This window comes from Streptococcus macedonicus ACA-DC 198, assembly GCA_000283635.1.
In the GTDB taxonomy this organism is placed as follows: domain Bacteria; phylum Bacillota; class Bacilli; order Lactobacillales; family Streptococcaceae; genus Streptococcus; species Streptococcus macedonicus.
This window is the reverse complement of the sequence record HE613569.1, coordinates 1358385-1382444: the sequence shown is the minus strand read 5'-3', so window position 1 is coordinate 1382444 and position 24060 is coordinate 1358385. Positions and strand designations below refer to the sequence as shown.

24 protein-coding genes are annotated in these 24060 nt (G+C 35.3%); 19 read left to right on the top strand and 5 right to left on the bottom strand.

Annotated elements, in window-relative coordinates:
- Window positions 1–45 precede the first annotated feature (45 nt).
- The 19 genes from SMA_RS06915 (at window position 46) to SMA_RS06825 (ending at window position 21057) form a co-directional block, all read left to right on the top strand.
- On the top strand, window positions 46–6867 hold the full coding sequence (locus SMA_RS06915; protein ID WP_014294878.1) for a helicase-like domain-containing protein: 6822 nt from the start codon (window positions 46–48) through the stop codon (window positions 6865–6867).
- Window positions 6868–6936: 69 nt separating this feature from the next.
- Window positions 6937–7236, top strand: coding sequence for a DUF5962 family protein (locus tag SMA_RS06910; protein ID WP_000195243.1), 300 nt, complete (start codon window positions 6937–6939; stop codon window positions 7234–7236).
- A 12-nt stretch (window positions 7237–7248) separates the two neighbouring features.
- On the top strand, window positions 7249–7539 hold the full coding sequence (locus SMA_RS06905) for a DUF5966 family protein (RefSeq protein WP_014294877.1): 291 nt from the start codon (window positions 7249–7251) through the stop codon (window positions 7537–7539).
- Window positions 7540–7677: 138 nt separating this feature from the next.
- Complete coding sequence (locus tag SMA_RS06900) at window positions 7678–7854, top strand: type A2 lanthipeptide (RefSeq protein ID WP_014294876.1); 177 nt, start codon at window positions 7678–7680, stop codon at window positions 7852–7854.
- Between the two features lie 80 nt (window positions 7855–7934).
- On the top strand, window positions 7935–10448 hold the full coding sequence (locus SMA_RS10655; protein ID WP_014294875.1) for a DUF4135 domain-containing protein: 2514 nt from the start codon (window positions 7935–7937) through the stop codon (window positions 10446–10448).
- Between the two features lie 13 nt (window positions 10449–10461).
- On the top strand, window positions 10462–12504 hold the full coding sequence (locus SMA_RS06885; RefSeq protein WP_014294874.1) for a cysteine peptidase family C39 domain-containing protein: 2043 nt from the start codon (window positions 10462–10464) through the stop codon (window positions 12502–12504).
- The gene (locus tag SMA_RS06880) at window positions 12479–13387 is read left to right on the top strand and encodes an ATP-binding cassette domain-containing protein (protein ID WP_014294873.1); all 909 of its coding nucleotides are present in this window, start codon (window positions 12479–12481) and stop codon (window positions 13385–13387) included. Before SMA_RS06885 ends, SMA_RS06880 begins: the two co-directional genes overlap by 26 nt.
- Window positions 13371–14093: an ABC transporter permease gene (locus tag SMA_RS06875; RefSeq protein WP_014294872.1), complete on the top strand. Its 723-nt coding sequence runs from the start codon at window positions 13371–13373 to the stop codon at window positions 14091–14093. The genes SMA_RS06880 and SMA_RS06875 overlap by 17 nt, the downstream gene beginning before the upstream one ends.
- A gap of 12 nt (window positions 14094–14105) precedes the next feature.
- On the top strand, window positions 14106–14816 hold the full coding sequence (locus SMA_RS06870; protein ID WP_014294871.1) for an ABC-2 family transporter permease: 711 nt from the start codon (window positions 14106–14108) through the stop codon (window positions 14814–14816).
- A 250-nt stretch (window positions 14817–15066) separates the two neighbouring features.
- Window positions 15067–16317 carry a sensor histidine kinase gene (locus tag SMA_RS06865; protein WP_145971689.1) on the top strand — a complete coding sequence of 417 codons (1251 nt, stop codon included), beginning with the start codon at window positions 15067–15069 and terminating at the stop codon, window positions 16315–16317.
- Window positions 16295–16891 (top strand): response regulator transcription factor, encoded by a 597-nt coding sequence (locus SMA_RS06860; RefSeq protein ID WP_014294869.1) that lies wholly within the window; start codon window positions 16295–16297, stop codon window positions 16889–16891. Before SMA_RS06865 ends, SMA_RS06860 begins: the two co-directional genes overlap by 23 nt.
- A 68-nt stretch (window positions 16892–16959) precedes the next feature.
- Window positions 16960–17118, top strand: coding sequence for a hypothetical protein (locus SMA_RS11485; RefSeq protein WP_014294868.1), 159 nt, complete (start codon window positions 16960–16962; stop codon window positions 17116–17118).
- Window positions 17119–17129: 11 nt separating this feature from the next.
- The gene (locus tag SMA_RS06855; protein WP_014294867.1) at window positions 17130–17615 is read left to right on the top strand and encodes a DUF6568 family protein; all 486 of its coding nucleotides are present in this window, start codon (window positions 17130–17132) and stop codon (window positions 17613–17615) included.
- Window positions 17616–17840: 225 nt separating this feature from the next.
- On the top strand, window positions 17841–18479 hold the full coding sequence (locus SMA_RS06850; protein ID WP_014294866.1) for a hypothetical protein: 639 nt from the start codon (window positions 17841–17843) through the stop codon (window positions 18477–18479).
- A gap of 39 nt (window positions 18480–18518) precedes the next feature.
- Window positions 18519–19607 carry a toprim domain-containing protein gene (locus tag SMA_RS06845; protein ID WP_014294865.1) on the top strand — a complete coding sequence of 363 codons (1089 nt, stop codon included), beginning with the start codon at window positions 18519–18521 and terminating at the stop codon, window positions 19605–19607.
- Window positions 19608–19660: 53 nt separating this feature from the next.
- Entirely contained in the window at window positions 19661–19888 is a 228-nt protein-coding gene (locus SMA_RS06840) for a DUF5965 family protein (RefSeq protein WP_014294864.1), read from the top strand.
- A 3-nt stretch (window positions 19889–19891) separates the two neighbouring features.
- Window positions 19892–20287 carry a DUF5945 family protein gene (locus tag SMA_RS06835; protein WP_014294863.1) on the top strand — a complete coding sequence of 132 codons (396 nt, stop codon included), beginning with the start codon at window positions 19892–19894 and terminating at the stop codon, window positions 20285–20287.
- Between the two features lie 44 nt (window positions 20288–20331).
- Window positions 20332–20613: a hypothetical protein gene (locus SMA_RS06830; protein WP_014294862.1), complete on the top strand. Its 282-nt coding sequence runs from the start codon at window positions 20332–20334 to the stop codon at window positions 20611–20613.
- Window positions 20614–20706: 93 nt separating this feature from the next.
- A complete protein-coding gene (locus SMA_RS06825; RefSeq protein ID WP_014294861.1) occupies window positions 20707–21057 on the top strand; it encodes a recombinase family protein in 351 nt (116 codons plus the stop codon).
- A 55-nt stretch (window positions 21058–21112) separates the two neighbouring features.
- On the opposite strand, the gene SMA_RS06820 is transcribed toward SMA_RS06825, so the two are convergent.
- Genes SMA_RS06820 through SMA_RS06805 form a run of 5 tightly spaced genes read right to left on the bottom strand, consistent with a single transcriptional unit; the run spans window position 21113 to window position 24001 of the window.
- Window positions 21113–21400: a DUF5960 family protein gene (locus SMA_RS06820; protein WP_014294860.1), complete on the bottom strand. Its 288-nt coding sequence runs from the start codon at window positions 21398–21400 to the stop codon at window positions 21113–21115.
- Complete coding sequence (locus tag SMA_RS06815) at window positions 21387–21755, bottom strand: hypothetical protein (RefSeq protein WP_014294859.1); 369 nt, start codon at window positions 21753–21755, stop codon at window positions 21387–21389. The genes SMA_RS06820 and SMA_RS06815 overlap by 14 nt, the downstream gene beginning before the upstream one ends.
- Window positions 21752–23167 carry a Y-family DNA polymerase gene (locus tag SMA_RS06810; protein ID WP_044563257.1) on the bottom strand — a complete coding sequence of 472 codons (1416 nt, stop codon included), beginning with the start codon at window positions 23165–23167 and terminating at the stop codon, window positions 21752–21754. The genes SMA_RS06815 and SMA_RS06810 overlap by 4 nt, the downstream gene beginning before the upstream one ends.
- A 4-nt stretch (window positions 23168–23171) precedes the next feature.
- Complete coding sequence (locus SMA_RS12140; RefSeq protein ID WP_014294857.1) at window positions 23172–23306, bottom strand: hypothetical protein; 135 nt, start codon at window positions 23304–23306, stop codon at window positions 23172–23174.
- A 2-nt stretch (window positions 23307–23308) separates the two neighbouring features.
- Entirely contained in the window at window positions 23309–24001 is a 693-nt protein-coding gene (locus tag SMA_RS06805) for a helix-turn-helix domain-containing protein (RefSeq protein ID WP_014294856.1), read from the bottom strand.
- Window positions 24002–24060 lie beyond the last annotated feature (59 nt).

Sequence of the window (24060 nt, the reverse complement as noted above, 5' to 3'; positions counted from 1 at the left end):
TGGGCTGAGAATACCTCTCAGCTCCTTTTTTAATTGGAGGAACGTATGAATCAAGAACAATTAATTGAGATGTTGCGGGCAAGATTGCCACGTGACCAGATTCTTTTGGAATCCTTTTTACGCTATCAAGCAGCCCATTTTGATGAGGATTGGGATAGCCTTATTCAAAATTTTACAACCCAAAGAGGAGTAGTCACCTCACCTGTTCAAGTGGTTCGCTTTGAAACAGAAGTTTCTGCTTTTGTAGAGGCAAGCTCCTTTGATGGAGTGACTAACCTAAGCACCTACACACAGACCTTTGGTCAAGCTGGCTTAAAGAAGTTACCTCAGTTAAACAGTGATGAGAAATCCTTGGTGATTGAAGTGGCTCTCTTTAACCTAGCCACTCGCTTTCAACTCTTAGACCAAGAAGGAACCTATCAGTCCATTTCAGTAGCTTCTCTTTTGGAAAAAGGCAAAGCTGCTAATTTGGTCAATGTCTACCGAGTGGCCAATAATTTGTCTGACCGTATTAGCCGTGATATTGAACAATTTCTTCTCACCTATGAACCTGAACTAATAAGCACCCAGGAAACGGTAGAGGAAAGAGAGGAGGCAGTTGAAGAAAAAGTAGATCCAGAACCTTCTCAGGACATCACCTTCCGAGAAGAAGATTTTGCGATAATCGCAAGTCTTGATGAGGAAGAGTTATCACAACTAGATTTACGAACAGGGCAAACAGAACATTTACCAGCCTATGAACATCTAAACTTGTCCCAAAAATTTGAGATATTAAGTCACTTTGACCAAGTGCGAAATAGCCGTCCAAAACTACCAAACCTGAGACGTGGGGAGTTTGACCATGAAATGGAAATGACGCCAATCTATGAGGGCAATGAGCTATTAACCTATTTAGAAGCAGATGGGACAGTCTATGACTTACAACGTCCCCTAACACCTCAAGAGGAAATGATCTTAACTGAAATTGGTCAAACCATTTTGGCTGAGAATACCGAAAAACTGACTCGTTTAGGGATAGACTTAGCTGACGTTGATGAGCAACAAGGTGGGATACTGATAGATGCTGCAGGGCGTTTTCATTTGAAGAATGCCGACCTAGCCTTACTAGGGGGCTATCCTAAAGCAACCGTTACTCAATTAGCCCTTGCGACAGAATTGCTTCAGATGGGACTTGCTCATGACAAGGCAGAATTTTTCTTGACCAGTCAGCTAGACTTAGAAGAATCAAGACCCATTGCCTACGCCTTCTTGCATGAAGACCTCACTCTTGAAGAAGCAAGAACCTTTGAAAGGGACAAACTGTCCCAACTAGACCTATCCTTTAGAGAATGGCGAGAACACCTATCGCAAACAGAACCTGAAATCATTGTGACTCAAGAAAAACTACAAAATCCTATCGTAGAAGAAGCCCTTCAACGCTACCCGATTGATTCTAGAGTAACTTATAAGGGGCAAGAGTTTCAGGTAATGGCCATTGAGGACTCAGGCGTTAATAACCTGATACGGGTTGAACTACAAAATGACTTCACAGATGTGATTGAGCAAAATCCAGTTCTTTTCTTACGGACACTAGAAGACATCACTCAAGCTCTTCATGTTCCTTCTGTCGAAGAAAAAGAGGAAGTGGAAGAACCTCAACAAGAATTAGACCTCTTTTCCTTTATGGATGATGACCATCAAGACATTGTTTCCCAAGAACCAGTCACAGAAAGTGAAGCAGAAAAAACTGAAATATTTGAAACGGAGGGTGAGCCAGAACTTTCTGAAGTCATTAAGACACCCCCAACCACTGATTTTTACTTTCCAGAAGATTTGACAGACTTTTACCCTAAGACAACAAGAGATAAGGTTGAAACCAACGTGGCTGCTGTTCGTTTGGTGAAAAGTCTTGAATATGAACACCGTCAAGCCACACCAAGTGAACAAGAACTGCTTGCTAAATACGTGGGCTGGGGAGGCTTAGCTAACGAGTTCTTTGACGAGTACAACCCAAAGTTTTCTAAGGAACGTGAGGAATTAAAAACGCTAGTCACAGAGAAAGAGTATTCAGACATGAAACAGTCCTCTCTGACCGCTTACTACACAGACCCTCTCTTGATTCGTGAGATGTGGAATAAACTAGAACGAGATGGCTTTACAGGTGGTAAAATCCTAGACCCGTCTATGGGAACGGGGAATTTCTTTGCGGCAATGCCTAAACACCTGAGAGAAAATAGTGAGTTGTATGGTGTAGAGTTAGACACGATTACAGGGGTTATTGCCAAACACCTTCATCCGAATAGTCACATTGGAGTAAAGGGCTTTGAGACCATTGCCTTTAATGACAATAGCTTTGATTTGGTTCTCTCAAATGTGCCTTTTGCCAATATCAGAATTGCGGATAATCGCTATGACAAACCCTATATGATTCATGATTACTTTGTCAAAAAATCATTAGATTTGGTGCATGATGGTGGGCAAGTGGCTATCATTTCCTCAACAGGAACCATGGACAAACGGACAGAAAACATTCTCCAAGATATTTGTGAGACGACTGATTTTCTCGGTGGTGTGCGTTTGCCAGATACTGCCTTTAAGGTCATTGCAGGCACCAATGTCACAACGGACATGTTGTTCTTCCAGAAGCATATGGATAAGGGATATGTGGCAGATGATTTAGTTTTTTCAGGTTCTATTCGCTATGACAAGGATGATCGTATTTGGCTGAATCCTTACTTTGATGGGGACTACAATAGTCAGGTTCTTGGGACCTATGAGGTAAGAAACTTTAACGGTGGGACACTGTCTGTTAAAGGAACTTCTGAAAATTTGCTAGCAGATGTTCAGACTGCTCTTAAACAGGTTAAAGCCCCTAGAGTGGTGGATAACTCTGACATCTTCATCACCCCTGATGTGATGAAAAGACAAGTTATTGATACCTCGATTCCTTCTGACATCAGAGAAAGCTTAGACCAGTATAGCTTTGGCTATAAAGATTCTACGGTTTACTACCGTGATCATAAGGGCATTCGTGTAGGGACAAAAACTGAGGAGATTAGTTACTATGTGGACGAGGAGGGGACCTTTAAGGCTTGGGATACCAAGCATTCGCAAAAACAGATTGACCGCTTTAATGACCTCGAAGTCACCGATAGCACCGCTCTTGATGTGTATGTGACAGAAGAAGCCGCTAAACGTGGACAATTTAAGGGCTACTTCAAAAAGACTGTTTTCTATGAAGCTCCTTTGTCTGAGAAAGAAGTGGCACGAATTAAAGGGATGGTCGATATCCGAAATGCGTACCAAGAGGTCATCGCCATTCAACGTTACTGTTACTATGATTATGACAAGGAAGAGTTTGCACACTTACTTGGAAAACTCAATCAAACCTATGATAGTTTTGTGAAACGCTTTGGTTATGTCAATAGTGCTGTGAACCGTAACCTCTTTGATAGTGATGATAAGTATTCCCTTCTTGCGAGTTTAGAAGATGAAAGCCTTGACCCGAGTGGGAAGACAGTTATCTATACCAAATCTCTTGCCTTTGAAAAAGCCTTGGTTCGTCCTGAAAAGGAAGTGACGGCAGTTTCTTCTGCCCTTGACGCTCTCAATTCTAGTCTAGCAGATGGTCGTGGGGTAGATTTGGATTACATGATGTCTATTTATCAAACGGACTCTAAAGCGTCTTTGATTGAAGAATTAGGAGACGCTATTATTCCAGACCCAGAACGCTATCTAAACGGTAGAGAAGTGGTTTATGTGTCGCGGCAGGATTTCTTATCAGGAGATGTGGTGACTAAGTTAGAGGTTGTTGACTTATTTATCAAAGAAGACAACTCTGATTTTCCTTGGGTCTATTATCAAGGTCTCTTAGAAGACGTGAAACCACCACGTGTGACCTTAGCTGATATTGATTATCGGATTGGCTCACGATGGATTCCTCTAGCCGTCTATGGGAAATTTGCCCAAGAAACCTTTATGGGACAAACTTTTGACTTGACTGATCAAGAAGTATCAACTGTTCTTGAAGTCAGTCCAATTGATGGGACGATGTCCTATCAATCCAAGTTTGTCTTTAGATATTCAACCGCAATGGACAGAAGTCTAGGTGTGTCTGGGTCACGCTATGATAGTGGCCGAAAAATCTTTGAAAACCTGCTTAATTCCAATCAACCAACCATCACCAAACAAGTGGAAGATGGGGATAAGAAAAAGCATGTGACGGATGTCGAGAAGACAACGGTTCTTCGTGCTAAGGAAACGCAACTTCAAGAACTCTTCCAAGATTTTGTGGCTAGTTACCCAGAGGTGCAACAGATGATTGAAGAGACCTATAATAGCCTTTATAATCGTACGGTCTCCAAAGTCTATGATGGTAGCCATTTAACCATTGATGGGCTTGCCCAAAATATTTTCTTACGGCCTCACCAGAAGAATGCCATTCAACGTATTGTGGAAGAAAAAAGAGCGCTTCTAGCTCATGAAGTGGGTTCGGGTAAGACCTTAACCATGCTTGGAGCAGGCTTCAAACTGAAAGAACTCGGAATGGTGCATAAACCTCTTTATGTGGTGCCATCAAGTCTGACCGCTCAGTTTGGCCAAGAAATCATGAAGTTCTTCCCAACGAAGAATGTCTATGTGACGACCAAGAAAGATTTTGCGAAAGCCAAACGCAAGCAGTTTGTCTCACGGATTATCACAGGGGACTACGATGCCATTGTCATTGGGGATTCCCAGTTTGAGAAAATTCCCATGAGTCATGAAAAGCAAGTGACCTATATTCAAGATAAGTTACAACAACTTCGTGACATCAAGCAAGGCAGTGATAGTGATTATACGGTCAAAGAAGCAGAGCGTTCCATCAAGGGTTTGGAACATCAACTAGAAGAACTCCAAAAATTGGAACGTGATACCTTTATTGAATTTGAAAATCTAGGCATTGACTTTCTCTTTGTGGACGAAGCTCACCATTTTAAGAATATCAGACCCATTACAGGACTTGGTAATGTCGCAGGAATTACCAACACGACTTCTAAGAAGAATGTAGATATGGAAATGAAAGTGAGACAGGTTCAAGGAGAACACGACTATCGTAATGTGGTCTTTGCGACAGGAACACCAGTCTCTAACTCTATTAGTGAACTCTATACCATGATGAGTTATATCCAACCAGATGTCTTAGAACGCTATCAAGTCTCAAACTTTGACTCATGGGTGGGAGCTTTTGGGAATATTGAGAATTCTATGGAACTTGCCCCAACAGGAGACAAGTACCAACCTAAGAAACGCTTTAAGAAGTTTGTGAACCTGCCTGAACTCATGCGGATTTACAAAGAAACGGCTGACATTCAGACCTCAGACATGCTTGATTTACCAGTACCAGAAGCTAAAGTCATTGCAGTGGAGAGCGAATTGACAGAAGCTCAGAAATATTATCTTGAAGAGTTGGTTGACCGTTCAGATGCTATCAAGTCAGGCAGCGTTGACCCTAGTGTCGATAACATGTTAAAAATCACTGGGGAAGCCAGAAAACTAGCCATTGACATGCGTCTCATTGACCCAGCCTATACCTTATTGGACAACCAGAAAATCCTTCAAGTAGTGGATAATGTGGAACGCATTTACCGTGAGGGAGAAGATGATAAAGCTACCCAGATGATTTTCTCAGATATTGGAACGCCTAAGAATAAGGAAGAGGGCTTTGATGTTTACAATGAATTGAAAGACCTCTTAGTGGATAGAGGGATTCCCCGAGAAGCAATTGCCTTTGTCCATGACGCTAATACCGATGAGAAGAAAAACTCTCTGTCACGCAAAGTCAATAGTGGAGAAGTACGGATTCTCATGGCTTCTACGGAAAAAGGTGGGACTGGTCTAAACGTGCAATCACGCATGAAAGCAGTCCACCATTTAGACGTTCCCTGGAGGCCCTCAGATATTGTTCAACGCAATGGTAGGTTAATTCGTCAAGGCAATATGCACCAAGAGGTAGATATTTACCATTACATTACGAAAGGGAGCTTCGACAACTACCTCTGGCAAACTCAGGAGAATAAACTCAAATATATCACGCAAATCATGACCTCTAAAGATCCTGTACGGTCGGCAGAAGACATTGATGAACAAACCATGACTGCTTCAGACTTTAAGGCTTTAGCGACAGGTAATCCTTATCTCAAACTAAAAATGGAACTAGAGAATGAGTTGACGGTATTGGACAATCAAAAGCGTGCCTTTAATCGCTCCAAAGATGAGTATCGCCATACCATTTCTTACTGTGAGCAGAACCTCCCTGCCCTTGAGAAACGCCTTAGTCAATATGACCGAGATATTGCCCAATCCTTAGCAACTAAGTCACAAGATTTTATCATGCGGTTTGACAATCAAATGATGGATAACCGTGCAGAAGCTGGAGACTATTTACGAAAACTCATTACCTATAACCGTTCTGAAACCAAAGAAGTAAGAACGCTTGCGACCTTTAGAGGGTTTGAGCTTAAAATGGCAACCAGAAGTCCAAGTGAGCCCTTACCAGATATGGTGTCTTTAACCATTTCAGGTAGTAACCAGTATTCTGTCTCTTTAGACTTGAAATCAGACGTGGGAACCATTCAACGCATTACCAATGCCATTGACCATATTTTAGAAGACCAAGAAAAGACAGAAGAAATGGCTAACAATTTGAAAGATAAGCTATCAGTCGCAAGGGTTGAAGTAGAGAAGGTCTTTCCAAAAGAAGAAGATTATCAGCTGGTTAAAGCCAAATATGACATCCTTGCCCCCTTGGTTGAACAAGAAGCAGAGATTGAGGAAATCGATGCAGCACTAGCTAAATTCAATGAAACGAGCCAACCGCAACAGGACCAACAACTTTCGCTTGATTTTTAAGAAAAAGGCTGACAAAAAATAGTGAACGCGGTAAAATGAAGTCAAGAAATCACCAAAGGAGAATTGATTATGACCCAGACAGTAGAAGATATACGTTACCAATTAGAAGAATGGTTAGCACAAGGTTTTACAAGCTCCGAAGATAGAGCTAACTATCAAGCCTTAAAGGAACAATATGAAGATGAAACCCTTGATTACAGCTTTTCAAAGCGAGAAATCATTGGTCAATTAGAAGTTATCATCACGACTCGAGAGAATGACTTTCCAGACTTAGATGAAGTGACTAAAGGAGAGTATCTAGACCTGGTTGAACAACTTGATAATCTAGACAAGGGACAGGCAGATTATTATCGTAAGCAATTAGCGTAGAAAGAGGCAGATATGATTGAACAAATTATTCAAAGTCTTTTCATTATCGCAGCAACAGGGCTGATTTTGCTTGTCCTTTACCAGATTGCGAAGATGCTTGGAAGCTTATTTGTCATTGGTTTAATCGGATTTTTAGCTTTCACAGAAGTCTATGGAATTTACCTCTTTTTTACAGAACGATACCTCTATGTGGAAGATTTAGCCACCAATGGTATTTGGAGTTTTACTGTTTTTTATATCGCCTTTAATCTTCTGATTGTAGCAGGTCTTGTGATAAAAGTCGTGAGAAATAGAATAGTATAAAAATAAAAAGGGCTGCCTGAGTGAAGTGCCCTTTTTAAAATTTGCCTTTTTTACTCATTACAAGCTCTATGCTTATATTATATACTACGTAATGTAAAGGATGTAGCTATGATATTATAAAAATAGGAGGAAACTATAATGATGAATGCTACTGAAAACCAAATTTTTGTTGAGACTGTGAGTGACCAAGAATTAGAAATGTTAATTGGTGGTGCAGATCGTGGATGGATTAAGACTTTAACAAAAGATTGTCCAAATGTAATTTCTTCAATTTGTGCAGGTACAATTATTACAGCTTGTAAAAATTGTGCTTAATTTATTGCCGTCAAACTTTTTAAAATAGCTACAAGAGACCTGTTAGATATCTAATAGGTCTGTCCTTTTTAGGAGAGAGTATGGAAAAATTAGATTTAACAATAAACAATGAATCAGAATCATTTCATAAGATAATTGATAATATAGTAAGTGATTTTTATTTAGTAATTTTAGATGCAGTACAAACAAATGCAGAACTATCAAATGTCCATAAATATTTATATAAAAATATTAGACAGGTTTTGTTACCGATTTTAGTGCAAGATATCAATGAATGGAGATTGGAAAGTAAACATCAGAAAAATGATACAAATCAGGAATATATTGATTACTGTTACCAATTTATATCGAAAAATCGATTTGCTTATTTAAAAAATAAATACGAACTTTTGAATCTAAGAATTGATACTATTATCTCTGAAACCAAGCTAAATTTAAAAAATTTTTTAAAAAATATTGATAAGAGTGTGAGTTCTTTAAAAAAAGTATTTCCACAATGTGATTTTGAAATCAAAAAATTGAAGTTTATTGATTTTATCGGTGATAATCATGGTTTATATCAGAGTATAATGTTTGAAGTATCTGGAAAGGTATTTTTTTATAAGTGTCATGGTTCTGAAATCACAAATTTTATAGTCACATTACAGAAAGAAATTCCAAGCTTAAATTTCCTTAAACTACCAATGACATATATAGACCAGGAGTTTATTATTCAAGAAAAAGTTACACATTCTTCTGTTTTGATAAAAGATGACATAGAAGAATATTACCACAATATGGGTAAATTATTGGGAATTCTATATTTGCTAAATGGAAATGATATGCACAATGAAAATATCATAGCAAGAGGTAAAAATCCAATTGTGATTGATGTAGAAACACTTATAAATCCAATAGAATGTGACAGTGACTCAAAAATGGATGATAGTATATTTTCAGTGGGTATGCTCCCTATGAAATATAACAGAAATTTTGAAGGGATTTTTGATACAAGTTCATTAGGGCAAAGTAATATTGTTTCTGAAAAAGTGTTTAAAGAATATAAACCATTCACTTCTGAAATCCAATTAGTATTAATAGATCATACATTTTCTGATTTGGATAGGTATTTACCAAGGTACAAAGAAATCCATTTTGATGTGATAGATTATTTAGGTGTTGTTGAAGATGGTTTTATAGAATCTTATCATCTTATTATGAATCATAAAAAAGAAATAGCAAAAGTAATTAGTCGGGAAGCCTCCAATATAAATTGCCGAATCGTTTTAAGAAATACTAGGATTTATAGTGAGATTCTCAAATTCTTATCGACTCCTAGTCTTCTAAAAAATATTACAAAAGCAGAAGATACCTTAAAACGGTTATTAGTAAAACCAAGATACATCATTCATAATTGGGAAAGATATAGACAGCAAGAAATTAAACAGTTACTTAATGGGGAAATACCTTATTTTTCATTTGGTAAATATGGAAACACATCACCAAATGATCTAAATCTATCAAGTGTAGAGACTTCTTTACAATGTAAATTGAACCGATTTTCTGATGATGATTTAAAATTTCAGCTAATCTTGTTAAGAACTTCATTGAATATTGATGATGACAATTTTGAAGTTATTGGAAAGGAAAATTTTAGAGGGAAACTTAAAGACCTTATAAAATCATCTATCTACGGAACCGATATTTTTACATTGCAAAAGGATTGGTGTGGAAATTATATTTATGGGGAAAGTAATCTTGGGCTTTATGAAGGAAAACTTGGTATTATCTTGTCAGATAACTACTTCTCTGATATTTTTGATGTAAGTAGCATTCGGAGAGAAATTTTATTTTCACGAGACATTAGCTTTATAGATGGTCGTGCTAGTTTAGATGTGTTTGATATAATAAACAATGATTCAATTCTTTCTCCAGTATCTGTTGAAATATCAAATAAATATTTGGATTTAATTGAAGGTATATCCGGAGTGATTCTTGCTAGGTACAAGTTCTATTGTCAAAAACTTCCAGAAAATATTTCGGAATTAGAACAATTGATGAGACAATTTATGAGATTGTACAAAAATAGCAGTGAATTAAAGAATGGATTTGCACACGGTATTTCAGGTATTAAAATAATTTTTTATATTGCGTATCAGATATTGGGGGAAGAAAAATATTTAGATGAGTTTAAAAAGCTTGAGATTCTTGATTTTCCAGAGAAATATACTAATGGATCTTGGTGTAACGGGTTACTAGGCTGGATTACGTCTGAGTACATTCTATATACGATAAGTGGGGATAAAACTTTTAAAGAAAATATATTAAATCATATACCAAGATTAATGACTTATCTGATAGATTTGTCTGATTATTGTTTATGTCATGGGAGCTTTGGAGTATTAGATTTCTTGTTAACATTAAGCCAAAAAGAGTTATTGCCTAAGGAATTTCACGATGAATATGTCAAACTTGAAAAATATCACTTGGAAATGATTACACAGTGTAGAATCTTAAAAAAAGATGTTTCACTGTTTACTGGCATTTCAGGTATACTATATTACTTAAATAGAAAAGAATCGGGTAAGAACTCAGTACTGACGTTTGGATTTTAGAGGTATAATAAGAATGAGAAAAATTAAAGAAGAAATTCAATTTCAGCAAAATGACTGTGGGCCTTGTTGCTTATCTATGATTTTGAATTACTATGACTACCAAATAACTGTACCTGAACTTTCATCTCAATTAAGTAAAAAAAATGGTTGGAGTATGCTTGATTTAAAAACGGTTGCTGCTAAATATTATCTTCAAAGCAATGTCTTTAAAATTACTGACTTAAAAGGGTTTGATAAGCTACAGTGTCCTTTGGTTTTATTTTGGGAAAGCTCTCATTTTGTCGTATTAGAAAGCATCTCTGAAAATATTGTTATAGTTGATCCTAGTATAGGACATGTAAAATTAAATCGTAATGAGTTTAACCAAAAATTTTCTGGTTTTGCAATGTCATTTGTTAAAAATGAACACTTTCAAAAAAGGAAATTAAGTAAATTGAGGTACGTTAAAGAATTTAATAAAGCAGAAGTATGGAGCTTGAATTTTTCGAAAAAATACTTACTCTTATTGTTAATTTATAATATGCTTTTATTTTTAGCTCCTGTTGTAATTAGTCTATTTATATCTGATCTTCAGAAATCAAAAGCCTACAATTTAATTTGGTTAGCCTTACTTTTATTTGTTGTAGCTATAGTAGTTTTTCTTTTAGAAAGGGAAAAAGCTTCCGCAGTACTTAAATTAGAAAGGGATTCAACTTATAAAATTTATCAGAAAATTATGTTCCAAAAGGATTCGACACTGTCAAAATATCATAGTGGCGATATTCTAACAAGAATTTTTTCGAATTCAGAAATATGTAGATTTATTTCGATTGATCTACCAAATATAGTTTCATCTGTAATATTATTTACAACAGTTAGTGTGTACTTGGTTTATAGAATTGGTCATCTCTCTATATTTTTGATATTTTTTGTATTAAGTATAGGAATATTGAATGGTATATTTGTTAAGCCTTTGATTGGCTTATCTAAGAAGGAAGGATATAAACTGTCAGATTTTAGATCTGTATCGAATGATGGAATTACATCGCATGGATATTTATTTAATTCTGGAGCCATAAAAAATTATCTAAATAAATTTTTAAATTCTTTATCAAGTTATATACAATTTTCAGACGAAAAAAATAAGTTTGAAGCTTTAGCCACAACTGCTCAACAAGCGTCGAATCTATTTTTTTCAATGTTAATCTCATTACTTGGACTAAGTTTAGTAATTTTATTTCCAAAAAGTAGTGGAAATGTCTCTTTGTTAATGTCATCTGGTATGATATTAGTAACTCCAGTCATGTCTGTGGTATCTAGTATAGTAAATTTTGCAGTGTCTTATCCAAGTTTTATAAGATTGGTTGAATCAATAAATAGTTTAGAACATGTTTCAGATGAGCAGATAATGGAAAATGGAGAAATTGAAATATCGAATTTATCTTTTAAATACCCTGAAATGAAATATAACATTTTTCATAATTTTACAGTAAAGATTTCTCAAGGGGAACAGGTGATTATTACTGGTGCTTCAGGAACTGGAAAGACGACTTTAATTAATCTTATTTTAGGACTTGAGGAGGAATATGAAGGCGAGGTAATTGTAGGAGGAGTAAATACTAAATTAAGTAATTTAGATTTACGAAAAGATGTCTGTTATATTTCCCAGCCATCAAAATTATTTAAAGGAACTTTGAAGGAAAATTTAGAGTTGTATCTGGATTCTTATCATTACGATGAACTTGTTAAGTTATCAGATAAAATTGGTCTATCAGAATTGATGAATGATATATCAAATTTTGAAAATATTTTACTTTTAGAAGATGGAAGAAATTTTTCTTTAGGTCAAAGGCAGAGATTAACGCTGCTTAGAGCGTTTTTAGGGAAATATAAGCTGGTTATTTTTGATGAACCGACTAGTAATTTAGATTTCAGTCATGCGAAAAAAATATTTTCACTTATTGAGAAAATTGATGCAACAAAAATTATTATTACTCATGACAAACAGTTTTTAGATTCGTCTCAAACTATCATAGATTTAGGAGGGCAAAATGGATATAAAATTATGCAATATTAATAAAAATTATGGAAGCCGTAAGATTTTAAAAGGACTAAACGTAAATGTTCCTTCAGGTGAAATTTATGGGTTTATAGGTGCTAATGGTTCAGGGAAAACAACTACTATGAAAATTATGACTGGATTAACTCCAGCAAATCATGGAGTTGTCGAATTTGGCGGATTAACATTAAAAGAATTAGCTAAATCGGAAAAAAGTTTTGGAGCCTTTATTAGTACACCAACCTATTATAAAAATTTAACGGCAGTTGAAAATCTGACTATAGTACAAGATATTCTTGGAAAACCTAAAAGTGAAGTATACAGGGTTCTAGAATTGGTTGGATTATCTGAAGCTGCAGATAAAGAAGTTCGCTCATTTTCTTTTGGAATGAAGCAACGTTTAGGATTGGCTTTTGCTTTTCTAAATAATCCTGATATCTTGATTTTAGACGAGCCGACAAACGGTTTAGATCCTAAAGGGATTGTCGAAATCCGTGAATTACTTCGAAGATTATCACAAGAAGAAGGAAAAACTATCTTTATTTCTAGTCACAATATTTCTGAAATAGAAGCTATTGCTGACAGGGTAGGAATTATTCATCAGGGGAGCCTTGTCTTTGAAGGGACTTTAGATGAGTTGTATAGAAGTAATCACAGTACGTACATTTTGGAGGTAAATGATGAAGAGAAAACTCGACAACTCTTAACAGAAAAAAGAATTGATTTTATGAATCATCAAACAAGGTTTGAGATTAATTTATCTAAAAGTAATATTCCCTCTTTACTGACGGAGTTGATTGAAAGAGAGATTTCTGTTTATGAAATGACCCCAAATAAAAATCTTGAGAGAATCTTTTTAAATCTGACTGCAGGAGGTACTGAAAATGCTATCTCTTATTAAATCAGAATTTAAAAAGAATGGAAATGGCACACAAATATATTTATCACTTGCAGTGCTACTAGCGATACAAATTATCTTGATGATGATTATTATAAACTCCTTTAATCTTACTGGATTTGGAGATTTAAAAACTACAGAATTTAGAAAAAGTTTACTAAGTTTTGCAGGATTTTCGTATCTTTTTACTATATTTGTGGGAGCGATAGTTGGGTATTATTTTATTTCTAAAGAATATCTCAATAATACTTGGGAATTATTGATTTTGGGGATAAAAAATAAATTTCAAGTAGTCCTATCAAAATTTATAGTAGGTATTATTATTTATATTTTTTATCAAATTTTATCCCTTACCTGTTTTACGTTTCTTGTTAAAACTTACTTTGGTGATACTATTGAATGGTCATTTTTTATGTTAATCTTAGTGGCCAACCTATCTTGTAATCTGTTATTTTATGTGATTCAATTATCTGCCCATTTTTTGATTTCAAATAGTATGACGGCTATAACTTTTTCATTGTTATTAGTAATTCTGCCAATTTTTTTAGGAAATAATTTCTTATTTGTCAATTTTATTCCTCTCATTAGTATCTCCTATATTGTGAATAGTATGGCATTTTCAATGGTTCACTTTATCTTACTCTCTATGTGGACTGTTTTAGTAAGTGGTTTTACAGTTATTGGTGTTAGTAAGTATTTTAGGTTATAAGGGAGGATGAAAATGAAGTTTTGGAGATTTGAGTTGTATAAATATCGGCGAAATATGGGACTTGCTATTATTCTATTTCTCACAACAATAATAGTTCTATTCCAATCTTATACTGGATATATCACTAAGGAAATTCCTTCAAAAGCTTTATATGCTACAGGTCTAGATCTGTTATCAATGCTGATATTCCCAGTGTTAATTCCTATGGTCATTTCTTTATCCCATTATATAGACAAAGAAAATTTTGGGCTTCAAAATTTATTTTTGAAAGGAATAGATATAAAACAATTTAAACTATTTCGATGGCTTTTCTATGTAGTCGGCTTTCCGATATTATTTTTAATTTATTTTGGTATAGTATTGGTGTTTATTGGTTTGAGAGGCGAAAATATCTTTCTCACTTTTTATAATCTGATACCTTATTTATTACTTGTTGTTCTATCTATCATGACATTGGTAAATATCAGTTTTTGTATATATGACTTAGCAAAGCAAAATAGTTTACTACCTATACTAATTGGTCTTGGGGGAGCTATCCTAGGAACATTCCCATTTGGGGACCATATTTGGTTAATGAATCCTTATTCTTACTTAAATTATGTCTTCTCATTTCGTCGTTTACATACCTATCATATCGTAATCTTGATTGTAGTAACCATAGTAACATTTGGTGGTATAATGATACTAAATACCTCAAGAACGGAATGTGAATATGAAGGTTAATAGTTTAAAAATAAGTATAATGTATCAGCTTGTATTAGTCATAATGATCATCGGGCTAGGATATCATCATACTTTTAATGACGAGAGTTCAATTCTTCCATTATTGTTAGAGTTTCTATTTTTGTTTATTGAATTTATTTTAGTAAAAATTATTACAATAAAGACAAAGTCTCTTGCAACTTGTCTTTGGACATTAAGGTTAGCGCAAATCCAGACTATTTCCTTAATAATCTACAGAGGAGTCCCACTTTTGCTACAGTATATCATTGCTGTTTTGTTATTTAATCTAATGTTGCTACTAGTTTTTAAATTATTGTTGCAAGACGAAAAAATAACTCCTGTAAAATGGACAATATTATTTGGAATAATATCAAGTATTGTTTCAGTTTCTTTTCCATCTTTTGTTGCTCCTTTTTTTGTATGTTATATGTTTATTGTTATTGGGATACTTCTTTTTTTTGGTCATAAAAAGTGGAACAGTTCCGTTTATTCACATAGTAAAAACTGGAGCTACTGGATTTGTATGTTTGTATTTGTATTCAATATATTGTTTCTTAGTTCGGTAATGCTGTTTGTACCAGGACTAGATCTTTTCTCTGGTATCTGGCAAGTTATTGTGGCAGAGTTTATTCTAGTTTTATTTGGAATTTTATTTTATAACAATCGATTGTTGCTTAGTAATAGTAATCTATTATTAACAATTTGTCTGCTATTTTTACTCTATTGGATTATTTTTGCATATATCATAAAGAGACCTTTACAAGAGGTATTGTGGATGGAGTTGATTTCCTTTGCGCTTTCTTATATCGGGAGTTTAATTCACCATCTCCATCTGTTAAATGGAGAAAGTGATAATCACTATAATGGCCTTCCTGCCTTGATTAGTGAAGAAAGATTAAAAGAAGAGTTCGCAAATTTTCTTCATGATGATATTTTACAAGATTTAAATGCGATGATTCAGCTAAGTAGGATAAAAAATTCAAATGAGGTATTACCAATTATTAATGATAACTTAGAGAGAATGAACGTGTTTACGAGAAACCAAATGAATATATATAGTCCACAACTATTGAAAGGACTAAGTTTATATGAAAATTATCTTCAAATGATTGAATCAATAAAAAAACGTTATCCGAATCTTCCATTAAAAATTAAGTTGAGTATGGATTCAGATTTAAAACTTCCTCCTCCGTATGATGTCTTGGTTTATCGTTGGCTTAGAGAATTGGTTAATAATTGTTATAAATACGCTCAAGCTAATTCATTAAAGATAGATCTAGTAATTGAAGGAGTAATCTGTAAAATTTCGGTTTCCGATGATGGAATATATACTTCACAAACTACTTTGGGTGAGGGACATGGTATTAAGACAATAGACTCACAATTACGAGCAGTTGGTGGAAGTTTGAAGCAGTATCAAGTGATGCCCCATGGATATGGGATACTAATTGTATTTGAAATTGAAGGAGATAGAGCAATTGAAAGTTTTATTAATAGATGATCATACATTATTTTCACAGAGTTTATCATTTGCTTTAAAACAATTTAGGAGTGATTTGGAGATAGTCGTAATAAATAGAGAATCAGATTTGAGAAAAATTGATGATTTTTCGATTTATGATGTTGTTTTGTTAGATATTCACTTAGAAAAGTCTTTTTCTACTGATGGGTTTGAGATAGCAGAGTATCTGTTAAATTTATCTTCTATTATAAAGATTATCATGTTGACAGGTTTTGACTTGCCAGTTTACGAATATAAAGCAGAACAATTAGGGATAGAAGGTTTTGTCAATAAAAACATAGAGGCAGAGACTCTCTTAGAGGTAATTGATTCAGTGATTTCAGGTCACAACTATTATTCAAAAGAAGTTGAGTTTCATGACGAATTAACAGATAGAGAAAAGGAAATCTTAGTTTTTTTAGGTGAAGGTAATAAACGTAAGGAAATAGCTAGTAAGTTATTTATTTCAGATAGAACACTAACGAATCATATTCAAAATATTTTAGAGAAACTAGAAGTTGATTCAACAATCAGAGCTATAATAAAGGCTCGAAAAATGGGTTATATTAAATAATTTCCTTTTTTACTCATGAAAAAAATATTGTATTACCATAGAATAAAGATGAAGGAGGAATTATCTAGATGAAAAAATATATTCCACTAATTTGTTTCTTGCTGTTCATCGTATTTTTGGGGATTACCGTAAGGGCATTTTTAGCTGATAAAACATTGATGGTAGCGGATGGACTGCTTTCTATTGTATTTTTTATTTCATTTTTAATCACAAGAAAAAAATTGTAAAGGAGTATACCATGAAAAAGATTTTTAAGGTTCATTTGTTTTCGCTAATCTGTTTAGTAGCTTTAGCGATAGGTGGAAATAATGTGTATGCTGATGTGAATTCCGTAAATCAGCCAAGTGTTGAGTCAGCGACATCTATCGAAAATTATAATTCAAATATTGAAGGTTTAAGGAAGATAGATTTTGCTACTTTAAAAAGTATTTTCGATAGTACTAGTGAACAATCTTTTACTATCTACTTTGGTCGACCAACATGCTATTACTGTAGATTATTTTCTCCTACACTAAAAGAATTTAATCAATTATTGAATGGTGGATTAATATACTATGATACAAGTGGACAAGACTTTGATTCTACTGCGCAACAATTTGTTTTTGACGAATTGGGCATTCCAGGAACACCTACTATTATTTATGTCAAGCATGGACAAATTCTAAATGGATGGGTAGGAGGAGGTACTACCGCTCAGGAACTAATGAATTATCTGTATAAATAAATGATTTATTGGTATTAGAAGAACGATTTAATAATTTTACATAATTTATCTTCTAATAACTTTTACTCATATTGAAGACAAATGCTCAAGAATAGAGTGTTTGTCTTTTCATTTTACTGTTATTTGATGTAAGATGATATGATTGCATCATTTTTGTGATAATTTTTCCAAGTCAATCTTGTTATGATGGGGCTATCTTATTAAAAAAAGGAGATGGCACTGTCTATGTTAAATAAAATGAAAGCTAGGCTTCTAATTGGTTTCGGTGGTTTAGCTGTGATTAGCTTTATCGTGATGATGGGTTATACTATTGGTTCTCAGTCTGTCACCAATCACACGCAGAAACAAATCCAATCTGAGGCTCAAAAATTACTGACCAAAGAGAAAGAAAAAGAGAAGGCAAGTGTCCTCTCTGATGAGTTAGTCAAGGAATTTCTCACCCAATACTATACTAAGGAAAAGCTGGGCGAGAATAACAACCGTATTAAACCCTATATGACAGATTCTGCCTTTAAGGAAGAAGTAGCTCGTCAAGAAGATTCCATCAACCAAGTCTATAAAGACTATATGTTGGATTATCGCTTTGAGTCTGCCAATATCTATGTCAATACAGAAGCAAATGAAGCTTTTGCGGAAGTGTCTTATCAGGTTGTTTACGTGTCAGATGTCAGTGACAAGGCTCAGAAAAGTACACAAACAGAAACGACCTCTCTTAAACTATCTTATGCCAAATTGTCAGATAAACTCCTTGTCAATCAGGTAACCATTTGGAAAGGCAAGCTAGAGGACTTGAAAGAGTCTTCTGATGAAGTAAGTTCAAGTATTCCAAAGATTCAAGGCACTACTACAAGTGAAACCAACTAGCAGGAGTTACTCTTCTGCTTTTTTTGATAGGGAGATGAGATGACAAGAATTGAAGCAGTGAAACAAAAGGCAATTCTAGAGGTGGCAGAAAGTCTAGGTTATTCATTTAAACACCTATCAGGGCAAGTCTATGAACATCCAGAACACGATTCCTTTAGGATTTTTGCGGACACCAATACCTTTAAATGGTTTTCACGTGACGTACAGGGAGATGTGATTGATTTTGTTCAGTTAATGACGGGAGTGTCTTTTAAAAAAGCCCTGTCTTACCTTGAAACTGGAGACTTTGAACAAGCTAAAATCGTAGAAGAGACTTACCAACCCTTTCGTTATTATCTAAGAGAAGAACCATTTGACCAAGCACGGATATACCTGAATGACATTCGTGGTTTAAGTGACGAGACTATAAATTCTTTTGGCAGACAAGGTCTATTAGCACAGGCTCATTACCAGACAAAGACCTTTCAGGAATCAGTCCTTGTCTTTAAGAGTTACAATCATCTTGGCCAACTAGAGGGGGCAAGTCTTCAAGGGCTTGTCAAAGATAATCAGAGACATGATCGAGGTTACCTCAAGAAAATCATGAAAGACTCTCATGGCTATATAGGGATGAGCTTTGATATTGGAAAACCGAAACGCCTTATCTTTTGTGAATCGGTGATTGATATGATGAGTTATTATCAACTCCATCAGAAGCAGTTATCAGATGTTCGTTTGGTTTCTATGGAAGGCTTAAAACTCTCTGTGATTGCGTATCAGACTTTACGATTAGCAGCTGAAGAACAAGGCAAACTTGAGTTTTTAGATACTGTCAAACCAAGTCGATTAACGCATTACCTTCATGCTATACAAGAGACGACTACTTTCTTTCAGACGCACACAGGGTTATTAACCTTGGCTGTTGATAATGATGAAGCAGGGCGAGACTTTTGTCAGAAATTATCTGATAAAGGACTTCCCATTGAAACAGACTTACCACCATTACAGGAACTGGAAACTAAAGCAGATTGGAATGATGTTGTGAAAGATCATAGTAATCATTCTCTAAAGGACGTGATACAATTTGCCAAGTTACAAGTTATCCGAAACAATCCTCCGCCTAGAAAAAATACGGCTTTAGAGTTGTGATAACAAAATCAAGTTTCTTAGCTTAATCTAGAAAGTGATAAGGAGGACACCCTATGAGTGTGATTGAACGCCTAGCCGAAAGAGTAGCTAGGCAAGAGGAAAAAGTTGCCAAAGAAACGGAAAAATTAGAAACCTATCGTAGTCAATTACAAACAGCGATGTATCAAGCCTTTATCAAACGCCAACAAAATAGTCCCTGGACTTTTGATGAAGCATTGACGCAAGCCTTTGGCCAAGATGAACAAGAACTAAAACCATTAGACACTAGAAATGAGGAATAACACATGACAAAAGATTGGACCTTTGACCAACCGCTAGATGATAACACACCGATATCTTCCACAGAAGAACGTGCGAAGATTGCGGCACTATTTCATAAAGAAAACCAAGAGGGCGCCGAGGATGTTGATTATGTGGCAGCCTTTGAAATGGAACAACAAAAGTCTAAAAATCAGATGGCTCCACAGCAAAAAACTCAAGATCAATCCATACCAGAAGATAAGCCCTCCTCAACCATTACCAGTGACTACAAGCAACATCTAGCTGATGTGATGGCTCAGAATAATGAAGACATTCGTCAAAGTCAGAAGAAAATAGAAGAGCTACACCAGTTGATTGATGACAAAAATAAGCAAAATAAGAAATTACAAGCCATTTCAGTAGCCATTGATGACTTGTAAGTACGAGCAGTCCTTAAACGGGCTGCTTTTTATGGGGAGAGAAGATGAAGTTATTCAAAAAACGAACACAACATCAAGATAGTTTTAAGCGTCTTATTCATCGGTTATCAGGAATGTCTGAATCGGATTTACATAAGGTCAACCAATTATTGGATGTCGTTTTTGACGCTACAAGTCAAACTAACCGAGATGAAAAAATGTCTCCTGAAACTTTGCCAATAGAACCTATCCTAGATGAGACCATTACTGAAGCTAAGAATACACTGAAGACTGAGCAACTTGAAAAGCGGATAGAGCAGTTTAGGCAGGCGAAGAAACCGAAATAAATTTTCAACTGTTTAATCAATCATTTTGTGTAATTGAGCTGTTAAAATGGTCAGTACATGTTATAATAGTTTCAAAGTATAGGAGGTGTGGGGATGAAAACGTGTGTAGGCTATGTTAGATATTCAGTTGATGTTCCTCATATGATTGAGAAACAAAAAGAGATATTAGTGGAGCGGGCTTCTCAGCTTCAGTTAGAATTGTTAGCTATTAATTGTGAAGTGATTGGCGATACTCAGCCTATACAAGATAGGCCAGAAATGACTAAAGCAATCAAAGACATTGAGAAAGCTAATGCCGATTATCTTTTAGTGACAAATGCTAATAGAGTGACTAGATCTGACTCTGGTGTAGTTATTTTTGAAGAGACTATTTTAAAACCACTTGGTGCAAAGTTATTTGTCTGCAATGAAGCAAGTGTCATCATAGATAGGACTATTAAATAGGTGTCTTAAAATAAAAAGGAGCAGTCAGTTTATTTGACTTGCTCCTTTTATGCTGTTACTTCGAAATGGATTTTTGATACACATATTTTTTTGTCAATTTACTATCATTTAGGTTTTCTATGTCAAAGATGAAATAATGATCACGATTGTCTTTAGCATTTTCTTTATTGAGCTTGAAATAGTTTTTAGCAGATTTCGCCATTGCTAACATGATATCATCTGTTAGAAAAGTCAGTGGTGTATCAAGTGCTGAGTAGCGATAGAAGTCACTTTCAAATTTACGGTAATTTTCACTGAAGTAGTCCATCTGTAATTCGTTTTTATAAAAGTCAAGCTGATTCATGGTAGACCTCCTCAACTAATGTGATAGCCATAATATCTTCTAAAGCGATAGCGATATGTCCGTCATTGGTTTTTAGAATGACCTCATTTGTTGATAGTGTCGGAATGGTTCCGATAATATTTTGATAGTTATTTCTCTGTATTCTAGTCACCTGTATGGTCAGTTGATTAGCGTAACTCTGACTGAGTAACATTAATTTTTGATTCAGCGATAGGTCAGAAAGGTAGCTGACTTGCTTATCATCATCTGATAAGGCAGAGGTATGTTCCGATAAAAAGAACCCCATCCACTTTTGCATGTTAACATCTTGATAGTCTCTTGCGGATTGAAATGGTAAGTATGATCGGTCAATCATTGTAATCCCTCCAAGCCACCTGCTGAGTGGCCTCCTATTAGTTTACTTCTTGCAATATTCCTGGAACTGTCTAAGAGGGCAGTTCCTTTTTGAACCGCCAAAAAACCGAATTGGTCTCTAATATGGTCAATAGTTCGCTGTAAGTTTTCTTCTTTTTCGGTTGCTTCGATATCATCAAATAATGAGATTAAGGCATAGTTTTCATCGACAAATCCTGAGTAATTGACTGCAATACCCCGAACGGCTCCTGACGTGTATTTTTTACGAAAAAGCGTTAGCACGGTATCGGTAAGCAGTCGTGTATGATTAGTGGGTTCTATCTTCATTTGAGCGTTGATTGGCTGTTTCATTTCTGTTTTAGAGTAGGTCACAAAGATGGAAACAATAGTAGCTTTCTGATGTTCTCGCCTCATTCGGATGGCAACTTGTTCAGCCATTTCACTAAGAACAATCTCAATATCACGCTGCTTGACATAGTCACGAGGTAGCACCTGAGAGTTACCAAGCCCGTGTGACTTTGGTTTATAGGGTTGATGAACATTACTCTCGTCAACACCGTTAGCATGAAACCAAAACTGGACTCCAACCTTTCCAAATTCTTTTTTCAATCGATCAGGATTGCTATTGGCTAGTTCCTTGATAGAGGCAATCCCTAGTTTGTGAAGGCGTTTCTCGGTTCTAGAACCAATTCCCCAAAAATCAGTTAGGTTAGGGATTGACCAGACTTTTGTTTCGACATCTTCGTAGGACCAATTGGCACGCATGGTAGGTGTACGCTTGGCTTCATTGTCTAGAGCGAGTTTGGCCAATAATGGGTTAGCGTTACTCATACCAATGGTAGAATAGATACCAGTCTTTTTCCAGATATCATGTTGTAGTTTGGCAGAAACCACGTCTAATTTTGCTTTTCTATCCATCTGTTTATCACTTACAAAGTAATTGAGCGAGGAGGTTAAATCAATAAACCCTTCATCAATGGAGTAGGGGAGAATATCTTCAGGGGCAGCATAATCTTGGAAAATGTGCTGAATATCAATATTCTTTTCAATATATCTATCCATTCGAGGAGGGACAATAAGCGTTCGCTTAGCCCAATGTTCAATATAGGAAATATAGCGTGGTGATATGTCTAAGCCTTGACGTTTAGCATTATAGTAGTCAAATTTTCTTGTGCTGATGTCAAAAGGCAAATCGTAGGCACGTCCGACATTATTTTTTCCAAAAACTTTTTTGAACATGGGAGAAGAAGCTAAAATTAAGCCTCCAGCGTTATCTGCCCGACTCATGACACAGAGAGAGGTATGGAGTGGATTCAATCCTCTATCCACGCATTCAACTGAAGCATAGAATGATTTCATGTCAACGAAAGCTATATCAGACTGAGGTTCTTTTGAATAATCGATATAGCCCATCATCTTATCCTCTTTTAAGCATTTCTAATTCTTCCATCAGTTCCTGAATATGATCAGTAATGTCATACTCTTTGAGGTAGGGTGTAAAATAGATACGATTGTCTTTGAGATAAATCATTTCATTAACATTAACTGTCATTCTTAGGCTCCTATAACTGGCATAAAGTGACTTACAACAAGCCCTACGATACGAGGATTATCTTCATAAGGAATCCATTTATCCGGGAAGTTATCGTTGAGTGACACCATTCTAAAGCCATTTTCTTCTCGATAAAGTTTTTTTATATAGACAGAATCATTCCAAGATAGGGCGTAGACTGCACCATCGTAATCAAAACCACTAGCACGAATAAGGGCTACTTCACCATCAAGATAGATGGGTTCCATAGAATCTCCTTTAATCCAAGCAGCGATATCATAACCATACTGTTCTTCCTCAGCATAGACGGTCTCAGTCTCGTATTCATCAAAGAGTGATTCTCCAAGACCAGCAGAAAGAGAAACATCAGATAAGACCTCAACTGCAAAAAGAGGAATTACTTTCTCTTGTGATTGTTGTTTTTGAAGTAACTCATCAGCATACTGATCAACCTTTCCTTGATTTTCTGAAGAAAGTTGGAGATAGGTATTCACAATCTTGTATTCTGATTCAAAATAGGTTGTTGGAACATCAAGTATTCTTGCAAGGGCAGAAAGATTTTTTTGATTTGGCCTTGTCTTGCCAATTTCCCAATTGAAGTAGGAGGAACGATTGATATTAAGTTTATCTGCCATGGCAGATTGCGAATAGCCTAACGCCACTCGTCTTTCTTTTAGACGATTGCCTGAAAACATAACCTCTCCTGAATTCTTTTGTTGTTTTATAAACTAACAAAATTATATCAAAAAAATTT

Coding starts and splice junctions, on each gene's coding strand:
- SMA_RS06915 (WP_014294878.1), top strand. CDS start 46: ATGAATCAAGAACAATTAATTGAGATGTTGCGGGCAAGATTGCCACGT.
- SMA_RS06910 (WP_000195243.1), top strand. CDS start 6,937: ATGACCCAGACAGTAGAAGATATACGTTACCAATTAGAAGAATGGTTA.
- SMA_RS06905 (WP_014294877.1), top strand. CDS start 7,249: ATGATTGAACAAATTATTCAAAGTCTTTTCATTATCGCAGCAACAGGG.
- SMA_RS06900 (WP_014294876.1), top strand. CDS start 7,678: ATGATGAATGCTACTGAAAACCAAATTTTTGTTGAGACTGTGAGTGAC.
- SMA_RS10655 (WP_014294875.1), top strand. CDS start 7,935: ATGGAAAAATTAGATTTAACAATAAACAATGAATCAGAATCATTTCAT.
- SMA_RS06885 (WP_014294874.1), top strand. CDS start 10,462: ATGAGAAAAATTAAAGAAGAAATTCAATTTCAGCAAAATGACTGTGGG.
- SMA_RS06880 (WP_014294873.1), top strand. CDS start 12,479: ATGGATATAAAATTATGCAATATTAATAAAAATTATGGAAGCCGTAAG.
- SMA_RS06875 (WP_014294872.1), top strand. CDS start 13,371: ATGCTATCTCTTATTAAATCAGAATTTAAAAAGAATGGAAATGGCACA.
- SMA_RS06870 (WP_014294871.1), top strand. CDS start 14,106: ATGAAGTTTTGGAGATTTGAGTTGTATAAATATCGGCGAAATATGGGA.
- SMA_RS11485 (WP_014294868.1), top strand. CDS start 16,960: ATGAAAAAATATATTCCACTAATTTGTTTCTTGCTGTTCATCGTATTT.
- SMA_RS06855 (WP_014294867.1), top strand. CDS start 17,130: ATGAAAAAGATTTTTAAGGTTCATTTGTTTTCGCTAATCTGTTTAGTA.
- SMA_RS06850 (WP_014294866.1), top strand. CDS start 17,841: ATGTTAAATAAAATGAAAGCTAGGCTTCTAATTGGTTTCGGTGGTTTA.
- SMA_RS06845 (WP_014294865.1), top strand. CDS start 18,519: ATGACAAGAATTGAAGCAGTGAAACAAAAGGCAATTCTAGAGGTGGCA.
- SMA_RS06840 (WP_014294864.1), top strand. CDS start 19,661: ATGAGTGTGATTGAACGCCTAGCCGAAAGAGTAGCTAGGCAAGAGGAA.
- SMA_RS06835 (WP_014294863.1), top strand. CDS start 19,892: ATGACAAAAGATTGGACCTTTGACCAACCGCTAGATGATAACACACCG.
- SMA_RS06830 (WP_014294862.1), top strand. CDS start 20,332: ATGAAGTTATTCAAAAAACGAACACAACATCAAGATAGTTTTAAGCGT.
- SMA_RS06825 (WP_014294861.1), top strand. CDS start 20,707: ATGAAAACGTGTGTAGGCTATGTTAGATATTCAGTTGATGTTCCTCAT.
- SMA_RS06820 (WP_014294860.1), bottom strand. CDS start 21,400: ATGAATCAGCTTGACTTTTATAAAAACGAATTACAGATGGACTACTTC.
- SMA_RS06815 (WP_014294859.1), bottom strand. CDS start 21,755: ATGATTGACCGATCATACTTACCATTTCAATCCGCAAGAGACTATCAA.
- SMA_RS06810 (WP_044563257.1), bottom strand. CDS start 23,167: ATGGGCTATATCGATTATTCAAAAGAACCTCAGTCTGATATAGCTTTC.
- SMA_RS12140 (WP_014294857.1), bottom strand. CDS start 23,306: ATGACAGTTAATGTTAATGAAATGATTTATCTCAAAGACAATCGTATC.
- SMA_RS06805 (WP_014294856.1), bottom strand. CDS start 24,001: ATGTTTTCAGGCAATCGTCTAAAAGAAAGACGAGTGGCGTTAGGCTAT.